General features: G+C 43.8%; 12 protein-coding genes. 7 read left to right on the top strand and 5 right to left on the bottom strand.

The window, feature by feature from the left end:
• Positions 1-283: 283 nt before the first annotated feature.
• Both recR and DB520_RS06045 read right to left on the bottom strand, forming a co-directional pair.
• Positions 284-904: a recombination mediator RecR gene (gene recR / locus DB520_RS06040; protein ID WP_114748814.1), complete on the bottom strand. Its 621-nt coding sequence runs from the start codon at positions 902-904 to the stop codon at positions 284-286.
• A 15-nt stretch (positions 905-919) separates the two neighbouring features.
• Entirely contained in the window at positions 920-1,207 is a 288-nt protein-coding gene (locus DB520_RS06045; protein ID WP_114748815.1) for an ATP-dependent Clp protease adaptor ClpS, read from the bottom strand.
• 55 nt (positions 1,208-1,262) lie between these two features.
• Between DB520_RS06045 and DB520_RS06050 the strand changes: the two genes are divergently transcribed.
• Positions 1,263-2,711, top strand: coding sequence for a sodium:solute symporter (locus tag DB520_RS06050; RefSeq protein ID WP_114748816.1), 1,449 nt, complete (start codon positions 1,263-1,265; stop codon positions 2,709-2,711).
• 12 nt (positions 2,712-2,723) lie between these two features.
• Here the strand turns inward: DB520_RS06050 and DB520_RS06055 are convergent, their stop codons facing one another.
• From DB520_RS06055 to DB520_RS06065, 3 genes are all read right to left on the bottom strand, one after another.
• Complete coding sequence (locus tag DB520_RS06055) at positions 2,724-3,416, bottom strand: sugar transferase (RefSeq protein ID WP_114748817.1); 693 nt, start codon at positions 3,414-3,416, stop codon at positions 2,724-2,726.
• Between the two features lie 334 nt (positions 3,417-3,750).
• Positions 3,751-4,059, bottom strand: a complete 309-nt coding sequence (locus DB520_RS06060) for an MGMT family protein (RefSeq protein WP_198675275.1) — start codon at positions 4,057-4,059, stop codon at positions 3,751-3,753.
• 16 nt (positions 4,060-4,075) lie between these two features.
• Positions 4,076-4,960: a mechanosensitive ion channel family protein gene (locus DB520_RS06065; protein WP_114748819.1), complete on the bottom strand. Its 885-nt coding sequence runs from the start codon at positions 4,958-4,960 to the stop codon at positions 4,076-4,078.
• Positions 4,961-5,039: 79 nt separating this feature from the next.
• On the opposite strand from DB520_RS06065, the gene DB520_RS06070 reads away from it, so the two are divergent.
• From DB520_RS06070 to DB520_RS06095, 6 genes are all read left to right on the top strand, one after another.
• Positions 5,040-5,717: an SDR family NAD(P)-dependent oxidoreductase gene (locus tag DB520_RS06070; RefSeq protein WP_114748820.1), complete on the top strand. Its 678-nt coding sequence runs from the start codon at positions 5,040-5,042 to the stop codon at positions 5,715-5,717.
• A gap of 41 nt (positions 5,718-5,758) precedes the next feature.
• Positions 5,759-6,451, top strand: a complete 693-nt coding sequence (locus DB520_RS06075) for a head GIN domain-containing protein (RefSeq protein WP_114748821.1) — start codon at positions 5,759-5,761, stop codon at positions 6,449-6,451.
• Between the two features lie 407 nt (positions 6,452-6,858).
• Complete coding sequence (gene thrA, locus DB520_RS06080) at positions 6,859-9,306, top strand: bifunctional aspartate kinase/homoserine dehydrogenase I (protein WP_114748822.1); 2,448 nt, start codon at positions 6,859-6,861, stop codon at positions 9,304-9,306.
• Positions 9,307-9,314: 8 nt separating this feature from the next.
• On the top strand, positions 9,315-10,253 hold the full coding sequence (locus tag DB520_RS06085) for a homoserine kinase (protein WP_114749389.1): 939 nt from the start codon (positions 9,315-9,317) through the stop codon (positions 10,251-10,253).
• 30 nt (positions 10,254-10,283) lie between these two features.
• Entirely contained in the window at positions 10,284-11,576 is a 1,293-nt protein-coding gene (thrC, locus tag DB520_RS06090) for a threonine synthase (protein ID WP_114748823.1), read from the top strand.
• Positions 11,577-11,686: 110 nt separating this feature from the next.
• Positions 11,687-11,884 carry a hypothetical protein gene (locus tag DB520_RS06095; RefSeq protein ID WP_114748824.1) on the top strand — a complete coding sequence of 66 codons (198 nt, stop codon included), beginning with the start codon at positions 11,687-11,689 and terminating at the stop codon, positions 11,882-11,884.
• Positions 11,885-12,422: the final 538 nt, after the last annotated feature.

A 12,422-nucleotide genomic window follows, 5' to 3' on the forward strand; every position in this document is an offset into this window, starting at 1 on the left:
CTCGAACCGCTGACCTTCCCGACGCCTGTCGGGACGCTCTAGCCAACTGAGCTAATCCCCCATCTGTTACTTTCAACTTAGGACTCGAACCGCTGACCTTCCCGTCGCCTGTCGGGACGCTCTAGCCAACTGAGCTAATCCCCCATCTGTTACTTTCAACTTAGGACTCGAACCGCTGACCTTCCCGATGCCTGTCGGGACGCTCTAGTCCAAAGATACTGATTGCAGGGATTCACCATGCATTTGGGATTGCAAATATAGAACCTGATTCTGATCTGCCAAATTATTCCGTGGAATAATTTATCCGTGTAAGGATGCTTCTCCCCAAGGTCACCTCATCAGTAAACTCCAACTCACTTCCCACTGGTATACCGCGGGCAATGGTGCTTATTTTGATGTTTTTGTCCTTTAATTTTCTTGTCAGGTAAAAAGCCGTAGTGTCGCCTTCCATGGTGGCCGGAAGGGCAAGTATAATTTCCCCGACTTTCACTCCCTGGTAAGGCTGTTGAACCCTCCTTATCAAGGACTCCAACTGTACATCTTCAGGACCTATCCCTTTCATGGGGGAGATCACTCCCCCTAGCACGTGGTAAAGGCCGTTAAACTGGGAGGTGTTTTCAATGGCAAGGACGTCTGGAAGGTCCTCTACCACGCAGATTAAGGAATTGTCCCTTTTGTGACTTGTACAAACCGCACACACCTCCGCATCCGATATATTGTGACATACCTTGCAATATTGGGTTTTCTCCCTAAGGTCAAGGATGGCAGAGGCAAGTGATTGCGAGGAAGATGCGGGTTGTTTGAGCAGGTGCAAGGATAGCCGTAGGGCAGTTTTTTTGCCTATACCCGGAAGCCTGCTGATTTCTGTCACCGCGTCCTCGATGAGCTTGGAGGGGAAATTCACTACAATGAGAAGGGGTTAAAGGATTTCTGCTTGGATTCCCGCATCCAAAATTGATTCGCACATGGGCTTCAACTTTGGCACACTCCCTTTTTTGACCGAACATTTGCCTTTGTAATGGATGATCAGGGTGCATTGCTCAGCTTGTTCTTGGGTATGCTTGCACACTTTCATAAGTACCTTGATCACGTGTTCGAAGGTATTGAAGTCATCATTGTAAACGATAAGGTCATGCTCCTCTTTGTCAACCAAATCCTCCAGTAGTACTTCTTGTTCGTTTTCCAATAAATGTTCTAAAGGTTCCATTTTGCAAAGTTAATAATAAATCACAACTTTAGCGGCCTATTTCAGCGATCAAATTATGGATTCTACTATTGTACTGTTAGTCATAACATCCTATTTTTTGGTGTTGTTCGCCATTTCTTGGTTTACTTCCAGAAAATTGACATCTCAGACCTTTTTTACAGGAGACAGGGAATCCCCCTGGTTTTTGGTGGCTTTTGGTATGATTGGTGCCTCGCTGTCTGGGGTTACCTTTATTTCTGTGCCCGGTGAGGTTGGCCAATCGAATTTCTATTATTTTCAGGTTGTTTTAGGCTATACCTTAGGCTATGCCGTGATCGCAAAATTGCTCTTGCCTTTGTATTACAAGTTAAACCTAATCTCCATTTATGGATACCTGGAGCAAAGGTTCGGCTTTTGGTCCTATAAGACAGGTGCATTTTTCTTTATCCTCTCCCGGACTTTGGGATCCTCGATCCGTGTATTCTTGGTGGCAGGTGTATTGCAGCTTATACTTTTTGATCATTGGGGGATACCTTTTTGGGGGACAGTTTTGATCACCGTGGGGCTTATTTGGCTTTATACCCACAAGGGGGGCATTAAGACTGTGGTCTGGACGGACACTCTCCAGACCTTTTTTATGCTTGCTGCTGTGGTCACCAGTATAGTTTTGGTAATGAAGGAGTTGTCTATTGACTCCTTTTGGGATATGATGCTAATCGTGTCCCAGCGACCGGAATCCGATATTTTTAACTGGGACTGGCAGGATGGTACCAATTTTTTCAAACAGTTTTTTTCCGGAGCCTTCATAGTGATTGTGATGACTGGACTAGACCAGGATATGATGCAAAAAAACCTTACCTGTAGAAACCTGGCCGATGCACAAAAAAACATGTTCTGGTTCACCAACATTTTGGTAGTGGTCAACTTGGTGTTTTTGGCACTTGGTGTTTTATTGTACATCTATGCCGAACACGAAGGGATTTCCATTCCGGCCCGGACAGATGACCTGTATCCACTTTTAGCCACTTCCCATTTTTCATTCTTTGCCGGTACTGTTTTTGTTTTGGGCATTACTGCGGCTGCGTATTCAAGTGCTGACTCCACTCTTACTGCTTTGACCACTTCCTTTTGTCATGATTTTTTGAGAATAGAAACTGCCATACCTCTCAAAAATCAGGTGGCTGTCCGGAAATCTGTACACTTGGGGTTTACCCTTTTGATGTTTTTGGTGATTTTAGTAATCAATTATATCAATGACCAAAGTGTCATAAATGCTGTATTCATACTTGCAGGGTACACCTATGGCCCATTGCTAGGATTATACGCATTTGGACTTTTCACCCGTCACAATGTGAAGGATCGCTGGGTGCCATTTCCGGCGATATTAGCTCCATTAATGGCATTCTTTATTTCCAGCAATTCCGAAAAGTGGCTATGGGGGTATAAGTTCGGGTTTGAAATCCTAATTCTAAATGGGCTATTGATGTTTATCGGCCTTTGGATATTGAAGAAAAAGGTTGATTAGGATTTGGTAAATCTAATAAACCTTGGAATTATTTTGAAATAATGAATAAACGGTCCAAATCATTATTTTAAAGTCTAGCCAAGGGGACCAGTTGTTCACATAGAAAATGTCCAGCTTGCACCTGGAATATATGTCGAAAAAATCCTTAGTCTCTCCTCTAAACCCCTTCGCTTGGGCTAACCCTGTAATTCCGGGCTTTACGGCATGCCTGTACATGAAATTGTCAATTTCCTCACTGAATTTGTTATTCATAGGGATGGCATGCGGTCTAGGCCCCACTACGGACATTTCTCCTAAAAAGACATTAAAAAACTGAGGTAATTCATCTAAACTGGATTTCCTCAAGAACTTACCCATTTGGGTAACCCTCGGGTCATCTTCTGTGGCCTGCCTTGTGTCGGCCTCACTGTTGGCATGCATGGTCCTGAACTTGTAACAATAAAAAGGAATGTTGTTTTTACCATGCCGAAGCTGCCTAAAGAAAATTGGGCCCTTGGTGTCCAGTTTTATTAAAATGCCTATGATTGGAAAAAGCCAGGAAATGATAAAAACGAAGACAAAAAGGCTGAATAAGACATCCATAGACCTTTTTAAACTTTCTTGAGTGTCAGTCAAAAAGCTATAGGACAAAAACTTGGTCTGGTAAGGCACATTTTTTTTAGGTATGCGCTTTACTGGTTTCTCTTTGGTTAAAATTCCACTCATAGCTATATCCCTCAATTTATACTTTTGAAAAACACTTATCCACCATTTCTAAACTAATATTAGTGTTTTAAACAGGTAAAAATGTATTTCAAATCTAAATAAAAGATTTTTATTTTTCAATATTTTTAAATAAATATTTTTAAAATTCAAATAATTTGAACTCTGGGTAACAATCTGTTAACAAATCTTTTGACTTTTTGTTAACAATGCAATTAAGGGGCATTGTAAGGTTAAGTCCTGCTAGTTGAAAACTTCTTTTTCAATATCCATGCCAAAAACTATAAATATAGATTTACCCAGAAATGGCTGTCCCTTTATTTCAAAAATGCAGGAGCTATAATTTTAACTCCTCCGTTGGATCCCAAAAGATAGTTTGAAAATCAACAATACGGTTGTCTTTTATTCCTACACCTTCTTTTTCCAAGAGCTCTTGCATTTTATTTGGTTTTTCGAAATGATGTTTACCTGTCAATACCCCATTCCGGTTCACTACCCGATGTGCGGGCACATCAGGTTTGGAATGACTGGCATTCATGGCATAACCCACCATCCTTGCACCGGATTTTGCTCCCAGATAATGGGCAATTGCCCCATAAGAGGTTGCCCTGCCCTCTGGGATCAAGCGAACCACCTGGTACACCATATCAAAAAAATTTTCCCTACTGGATTTCACTGGAGAGTTTTATAATTTTTTGGTTGATTTTTCTTCTTACTTCCTTTTCTGCATTTCGCTCATAGGTGTTCAATTGTACTTGGAGTTTCAATTTTACCGAATCCTTTAGTATAGCTGTCGCTTTGAGTACATAGGTGTTCTGATTGATTTTATTCCCCAATGTGTGGATTAAGGCCTTTATTCCTTTGTCAATCTCATCAATATCTAAGCGTTCATTCAGTTTGATTTCAAATTCGAAACTAAGCTTTCTGATGTTTTGCCTGCTGTGGTTGATTACCTGGGCGGATAGCAACAGGCTGTTTGGGATCATGACCAAGTCGTCGTCTTCGTTTAGGATGACAACGTTCAGTAAGGTAATATCCTGAATTCTTCCCTTAAAATCCCCCACTTTGATGTGATCCCCAAGAGTAAGCTGATCCGAAAACATTATGATAAGTCCATTGATCATATTGGTGATGTAATCCTTGGACAAAAGTGCAATGGCCGCTGCAACTATGGTGATGCTGGAGAGGAATTCCAATGGTCGGATATTGAAAAAAATCATCAAGCTGATCAGTACAATCAGAACATTGATGATACTCGCAATCCAGTTAATGCCGAGCAGAAAATTGCTGTGAATTCGTTCCTGATCCTTTTTCCGCAGATAAAACCTTACCAAAGCGAACCTTCCCAGGGAAACAATAATTGCACCTGCTAAATAAAACTCGAGACCGCTTACCAAATTATAAAGTTGGGTGTGAAATTTCTCTGGGAATCGTTGAAGGTGTGCTTCGGAGACAAAAATTAAGGCTATATAGGTTAACACCTTGAGACCAAAAATGATACGTCTTTTATTCTCCCCAAATTCAATTTGGTCTTTTTTAGATTTCATGCAGTTTTTGAGAAAATAATCTTAATTTTATGCATTAGTGGAACAAAAATATGCTTTTTGAAAACCAATTTATCAATTTATGGACAGAAATATCATTATCACGGGTAGTACAGGGAATTTAGGCAAGGCAGTGGTAAGTAAATTTAAAAGGGAGGGTTATAAGGTAATTGCCATCATTGAAAAGGACAGTGATGAGGAACTTGAAGAAGCTGATGATATTTATAAGGTGGACGTCACGGATGAGGAACAAGTAAAGGCCTTTTCTACAGAATATAATATTCAGTACGGCAACTTGGAATGCCTGGCTTTGTTGGTAGGGGGCTTTGCTCCCGGAGGTTTAGAAGACACCAGCATTTCGGATTTAGAAGCCATGATAAAACTCAATTTCTACAGTGCTTTCAACATGGTCAAGTATTTCTTACCTACGATGAAAAGATCGGATTCTGGGAGCTTTTTGTTTGTGGGGGCACGCCCGTCTCTACAGAAAGAAGAAGGTTTGGGTGCTTTGGCATATGCTTTGAGCAAGGGGCTCGTGATAGACTTGGCAGAATATACCGCCAGGGAGGTTGCAGACTCTAAAATAAGGTCTCATGTCTTTGTGCCGAGCATTATAGATACTCCCCCAAATAGGGAGGCAATGTCGGATGCTGATTTCTCTCAATGGGTAAGCCCAGCTGATATTGCGGAGGCCATGCATTATGCAGCCATCAGCAATTCCTTGAGAAATATGACCTTTAAACTATATGGAGGGGTTTAGTCTTTTAAAAATAGTCACCCTAAGAAGTAAAACAGTTGAAAATGAGAAATATGACTTTTGGATGGACTTGCCTGGTAGGGCTATTCCTCCTTGCCAATAACCTCCTTGCCCAAACGGAAGAAGTAACTAGGTCCTTGAAGCCATTTAACGGTATAAAGGTCTCCAATGGCATAGAGGCTACTCTGGTAAAAGGGGATAAACACGAAATCAGCATCACCGCTACCGCTGTGGAGTTAGACAAGGTGGAAACTAAAGTAACAGACCGCATTCTTGAGGTAGCAATTTCTGGAAGCTCGCCTAGGGCAAGTTCGGTAAAGGCCACAATTACCTATGTGGATATCGACCAGGTGCACGCCAATACTAGTGCTAAGGTATTTGGGAAGGAGAGAATTGAGGCAAGGGATGTGAAAATCACCACCGCCACAAGTGCCTATATAGAAGCAGAAGTGAAGGCCCATGACTTAAGCTTGGAAGCTCAGACAAATTCACGTATTTTTCTGAAGGGAGAGGCAGAGAACTTGGATTTCCAATTATTCACCAATTCAGAGATAGATGCCAAGGGGCTTAGCGTATCCCACGTAGACATTCGGGCAAATACCAACGCCAAGGGGGAAATTTCCGTAAAAGAATCTGTAAAAGGAAGTGCAGCTACAAGGGGTAGAGTCACCTATTACGGAGATCCAAAAGTTATAGATGTGAAGACAAACACCGGAGGGGATATCAATGGGAACTGAGTCATTGTGGAGTGAATGCCATGTAATTCCTTTTTAATGGTCAAGATTGGAAAATCACCCATATTCTGGATGCCAGAAGGAAGAAGAGCTGAGGATTGTAGTTTGGTAGGGAGAAAGCTTATTATAATTTAAGCCTTAAGGGCCTTTTGGGTCCTAAAAATTTGTGATATAAAAAAAATGTCCTTAGAATTGCCCTGTCAAAAGAAAAAGCATGGTATTCGCAGTGAGATTTTCGAAAACTACCACTAAAAGGCCCTTCGCCAATGGCTCCGACTGCACCTATTTTTTTACCAACAGGATTACTATTTCTACCAGCACCACGGGGTAACCCCGTGTCGATTACCATATTACCCCTTCGTCAGAGGCTTTACAGCCTTTTATTCATCTTTTAATCCACACTATATAAAATGAAAATATTAAAATTTGGAGGATCGTCCATAGGTGATTTAGAAAGAATCAAACGGGTTCTTGCTATTATCAAAGAAGAAAAGCAAGGACAGGAAATAGCTGTAGTATTTTCTGCCTTCGGGGGTGTGACCGAAGACTTGCTTAAATGTGCTGAACTTGCCAAAAGTAATGATGCGGCCTATCAGCCCTTGCTCTTGTCCATGGAAAAAAGGCACATGCAGTTGGTGAAGCAGTTGATTCCTGTACAAAAGCAATCCACTGTTTTAACCTACGTCAAAATCCGTTTCAATGAATTGGAAGATCTTTATCACGGAATCTTTTTGATCAAGGAATTTTCTGCCCGAACTTCGGATTACGTGGTAAGTTTTGGGGAAAGGATTTCCGCCTTTATCCTCGCCGAAGCCCTTAAAGCACTTGACTTGGAGACTGTTTTTTTGGACGCTAGGGAGGTCATCCGTACCAATGATGGGTTTGGCAATGCAAAAGTCAATTTCCCCACCACCAACCAACTGATTTACGATTTCTATTCCCAAAATAGCGGGATGATGGTCGTGACAGGGTTTGTGTCCTCCACCGATAAGGGGGAAACCACCACTCTTGGAAGAAGTGGTTCGGACTATACTGCGGCCATTTTTGCAGCCGCCCTTAAAGCAGATTCCCTGGAAATATGGACTGACGTTCCTGGTGTAATGACCGCTGATCCCAAGTTGGTGTATTCTGCCATCACTATTCCGCAACTCAGCTATAACGAGGCCATGGAGCTTTCCCATTTTGGGGCAAAGGTGGTTTTTCCCGCTACCATGCAGCCGGCAATGCGGAGAAAGATCCCCATCTATATAAAGAGTACCTTCGATCCCCAAAACAAGGGTACCCTGATTTGTGAAACTTCTGAAACCTCTAAACTCATCAAGGGAATATCTTCCTTGAGCCAAATTTCCCTGCTCAATATACAGGGCTCGGGATTGGTTGAAGTGGTGGGAGTGAGCAGCAGGGTGTTCGGCTCTCTTGCACGGTCAGGGGTAAATGTCATCTTGATCAGCCAGGCCTCCTCTGAGCACAGTATCTGTGTGGCAATAAAGACCGAGGATGCAAATGTGGCCAAGGAAATAATAGAAAAGGAGTTTCATTACGAAATCATCGCCGGCGAGATGGACAACGTGGTGATCATGCCCAACATGGCGGTAATTGCCGTGGTGGGTGAAAACATGAAGCACCATCCAGGTGCCAGCGGCCGGTTGTTCCAGGCCTTGGGACGTAACAATATCAATGTTTCTGCCATTGCCCAGGGGAGTTCAGAGTTGAACATTTCCGCGGTCATCCGGCAGTCGGATTTACAAAAAGCCCTGAATGCCTTGCACGAGGCATTTTTCCTTTCCGATAGCAAAGTACTGCACGTTTTCCTGGTGGGCGTAGGGTTGATAGGTAAGACCTTGATAAAAATGATCCACCAGCAGCTTTCCAAGTTGCAGGCTGACAGCATGCTGGACATTAAAATCCACGGATTGGCAAATTCCAGGTACATGGCTTTTGATGAAGACGGTTTTGAACTGGACCAGGTTCCCGTACCCTCTGAGAAGGACCTGCCCATGAATTTGCAGGTTTTTCTCAACACCATGAATTCCATGAACTTCTCGAACTCCGTGATGGTGGACTGTACTGCATCCCAGGAAGTAGCTGATTGTTATCAAAGGGTGTTGGAATCCAAAGTGGCTATAGTGACCCCAAACAAAAAGGCGAATTCCGGCTCTCTGGAAAAATATAAGGAACTGAAGAAACTGTCCGGACAGCGGAATATCAAATTCCTCTATGAAACCAACGTTGCCGCAGGTCTCCCTGTGCTCAGTACCCTACAGGACTTGATCCTCAGTGGAGATAGGGTGATAAAAATCGAAGGGGTCCTAAGTGGCTCCATGAATTACATCTTTAGTGAGTTAAGTAAGGGCATTCCCTTCAGTGAGGTGGTGGCCCAAGCAAGGGAAAAAGGATATACAGAACCCGATCCCAGAGACGACCTGAGCGGCATGGATGTGGCGAGAAAAATCCTTATTCTCGGTAGGGAAGCTGAGCAAGAGCTTCATTTTGAGGATGTTTCGGTGCAGAGTATGGTGCCGGAGGATTGTGCTCATCTAAAGGACGTGGGTGAATTCTTGGAAAAGCTGAAGGCTCATGATGGGCACTTTAAAGGGCTTCTGGAAGAAGCCAATAAGAAAAAGGAGAAATTGAGGTTTATGGCAGTGTTGGAAAACGGCAAGGCCACTGTTGGTCTCAAGTCCGTAAATAGCAAACACCCCTTCTACGCACTGGAAGGAAGTGACAATATGATCCTTTTCACAACGGAAAGATACCATGAATTCCCCATGATCATCAGGGGACCAGGTGCAGGTGCAGATGTGACTGCTGCTGGTGTTTTTGCGGATATAATAAGGCTTGGAAATTATTCTCGATAGGTATGGAAATGAAGAAAGTCACCGCATTTGCCCCAGCTACTGTAGCCAACGTGTCCTGTGGTTTTGACATACTTGGTTTTGCCGTAGATGGTTTAGGGGACAAAGTCACCGTTTCCTTTAACGACAAGGAAGAAGTGAGAGTCACCCATATAGAAGGGGATCAAGGTAAATTGCCCAAGGCGATTGAAAAAAATACCTGTGGTGTGGCGGTTACCGCCATGCTAAAAGATCTTGGTTTTAATGGGGGGTTGGATATAGCCCTTTACAAAGGACTGCCATTGGGCTCGGGGATGGGCTCAAGTGCGGCAAGTGCAGTAGCGGCCCTTGTGGCCACAAACAGGTTGCTTGGAAACCCACTGGAAAAGGCCGCATTGCTGCCTTATGCTATAGAAGCAGAGCGAGTGGCCTGCGGTGCAGGTCATGCAGATAATGTTTCCCCGGCCTTGTTGGGAGGTTTTGTATTGATTCGGGAATACCACCCTCTGGACGTGATTCCATTGAATGTCCCCAGAGGTCTTTATTGCACCTTGGTGCACCCACACTTGGTAATCAATACTGCCGACTCAAGGAGCGTTTTGAGGAAAAATGTCACACTAAAGGACGCCACCATTCAGTCTGGGAATATTGCCGGATTGGTAGCAGGGCTGTATCAGGAGGACATGGGCTTGATCAGCAGGTCATTGAATGATGTCATCGCCGAACCCTCCCGTTCTATACTGATCCCAGGATACGATGAGGTGAAGGAAGCTATCAAAAAAGCTGGGGCTTTAGGATGTGGCATATCCGGTTCTGGGCCTACCATCTTTATCCTGTCCCCTAAAGAAGAAATTGCCTGGGAGGTCAGTCAAATCAGCCAAAAGGTGTTTGAAAAAATAGGACTGGATATCGATGTATACGTGTCAGCCATCAATACCCGCGGTGCCTATGTCATTGAAGAAAAGAAATAATAAACTAGAATTACCCGCAATAGGGTTACCATGAACTATTTTAGCACCAATAACCCCTCGCACTTGGTTTCGTTGAGGGAGGCAGTGATTAAAGGGTTGGCCCCTGATCAGGGATTGTATATGCCTGATCAGATTCCTTCCTTGCCGGTAGATTTTTTTTCTTCCCTAAAGGGGATGGATTTCTTGACTATAGGCAAAACGGTCATTGGAGCGCTTTTTAATGAAGACCTTTCCGAAAAGGAGATCAATGACCTGGTAGAGCATACCCTCGCCTTTGATGTTCCCTTAGTGGAGGTAGAGCCCAATGTTTATTCCTTGGAACTTTTTCATGGCCCTACTTTGGCCTTTAAGGATGTAGGGGCCAGGTTTTGTAGTAAGCTGATGAGCCTGCTGGTGCAAGGGGAAAAAATAAAGGTTCTGGTAGCCACCTCAGGGGACACCGGAAGTGCCGTGGCCAATGGTTTCTATGGAGTGGAAGGTGTGGAAGTAGTGGTACTTTATCCCAAGGGAAAGGTAAGTAAGCTTCAGGAAATGCAGTTTACCACCCTTGGGGGAAATGTGACGGCCCTTGAGATCGATGGGGTGTTTGACGATTGTCAAACCATGGTAAAGCGGGCATTTTTAGATACAGAGCTAAACCAGAAAATGCTGCTTACCTCCGCCAATTCCATCAACATTGCACGCTGGATACCTCAATGCCTGTATTATTTCAGGGCCTATGCCCAACTGGAGAACCCTGAACTTCCATTGGTGTTTTCGGTTCCCAGCGGGAATTTCGGTAATCTGGCCGCAGGGATATTGGCGTATAGGATGGGCTTGCCGGTAAGTAAATTTATTGCGGCCACCAACATCAACAAGGTGGTTCCTGATTATTTGTCCGGAGGGGGCTTTGAAGCGAAGCCTTCCCTGCAAACCATCAGCAACAGCATGGATGTGGGTAACCCCAGTAATTTTTATCGGTTGCTGGCATTGTACGATGGAGATGAAGAAAAAGTTAAGAACCACATAAAGGGTTGCTTTTATTCTGATGAAGAGACCCGCATGGCCATGAGGGCAGTAAAGAGCAGTACTGGGTATGTGATGGATCCCCATGGTGCGGTAGCTTATTTAGGCCTCAAGGATTATCTTTCCGAACACGATTTTGCGGCGAATGGTATTTTTTTGGAGACTGCCCATCCCGGTAAATTCAGGGACGTAGTGGAGGAAACACTGGAAATTGAACTGGAATTACCCGAACGCCTTGCCGCTTTTATGGAGGGGAAAAAGAAGTCATTGGCTTTGCCGAATGATTATCAGGCCTTCAAGACGTTTTTACAATCTTGAATACCTGTTTTTTCGGGGTTGTTTGTACTAACAAGGTTATCGTTGAACATGTGGTAAAGTAGGTATGGGACAATCAGACTCCCGAAAAAATCGTCGACTTTAATGCGAGGATGAAGAAGAAATACCAATACCGTATAGCCATTCTCGATACGCTCGGAAATTTGATCCATGATTTTGTGCCGGGTAGGCTGGGTCCAAGAAGCATGCTGGTCCGAAACGGCGAACTCTGGATGCAGGAAACCCCGGACGAGGAGGTGGAGGAGGATTTTTTCAGGCTGTTTCGGGTGGGGTTAATGAGGAGTGATTAATAAAATGTATAATTAAAAAGCTAAAATTGGAGGGTGGGTCCAGGAAAACTGTAGTGCCCAAGGGTCATCTGATCAGGGTTTTGGCGGAAAATTGATGGAAGTACAACGATCGCAGCTGCCAAAACACATCAAAACTAATCAGTCTCATCCATGGGTTCCGCTATCGCTGCACCCATGGTTACTGAGAGGTTAAACCCCGTTGGGGTTTGGCCAAACCCTATCCTAAAAATGCAAGGCATCCTGCTTCATCTAAAGGGGCTTTATTTGTGAAGGTAAGATTTGGATTTATGAAAATATGGATGATCAAATGGGGTTTATCCGTTTGGGGATGGGTGATTAGAATTGTGGCGTTAGCCCATTCCAATTCCTCCATATTGCCTACAGCTAAGGCTATAGTAATTGATCAACCGGAATTCTGTATCAAATTATAGCTAATAAATCAATAGCCGAATTTCCCCCAATAGGAATGCGGCTTTAGCCCATTCCTTGTATTAGGGTTCCAAAACCCCAGCGTTAGCTTTAGCCAAAAATTGAGGAA

It is taken from the genome of Pleomorphovibrio marinus (genome assembly GCF_003347495.1).
Taxonomy (GTDB): Bacteria; Bacteroidota; Bacteroidia; order Cytophagales; family Cyclobacteriaceae; genus Pleomorphovibrio; species Pleomorphovibrio marinus.

Excerpts from the sequence above, each read along its gene's own strand:
- DB520_RS06045 (WP_114748815.1), bottom strand. The coding sequence starts at position 1,207 with ATGGAACCTTTAGAACATTTATTGGAAAACGAACAAGAAGTACTACTG.
- DB520_RS06050 (WP_114748816.1), top strand. The coding sequence starts at position 1,263 with ATGGATTCTACTATTGTACTGTTAGTCATAACATCCTATTTTTTGGTG.
- DB520_RS06055 (WP_114748817.1), bottom strand. The coding sequence starts at position 3,416 with ATGAGTGGAATTTTAACCAAAGAGAAACCAGTAAAGCGCATACCTAAA.
- DB520_RS06060 (WP_198675275.1), bottom strand. The coding sequence starts at position 4,059 with ATGGTGTACCAGGTGGTTCGCTTGATCCCAGAGGGCAGGGCAACCTCT.
- DB520_RS06065 (WP_114748819.1), bottom strand. The coding sequence starts at position 4,960 with ATGAAATCTAAAAAAGACCAAATTGAATTTGGGGAGAATAAAAGACGT.
- DB520_RS06070 (WP_114748820.1), top strand. The coding sequence starts at position 5,040 with ATGGACAGAAATATCATTATCACGGGTAGTACAGGGAATTTAGGCAAG.
- DB520_RS06075 (WP_114748821.1), top strand. The coding sequence starts at position 5,759 with ATGAGAAATATGACTTTTGGATGGACTTGCCTGGTAGGGCTATTCCTC.
- thrA (WP_114748822.1), top strand. The coding sequence starts at position 6,859 with ATGAAAATATTAAAATTTGGAGGATCGTCCATAGGTGATTTAGAAAGA.
- DB520_RS06085 (WP_114749389.1), top strand. The coding sequence starts at position 9,315 with ATGAAGAAAGTCACCGCATTTGCCCCAGCTACTGTAGCCAACGTGTCC.
- thrC (WP_114748823.1), top strand. The coding sequence starts at position 10,284 with ATGAACTATTTTAGCACCAATAACCCCTCGCACTTGGTTTCGTTGAGG.
- DB520_RS06095 (WP_114748824.1), top strand. The coding sequence starts at position 11,687 with ATGAAGAAGAAATACCAATACCGTATAGCCATTCTCGATACGCTCGGA.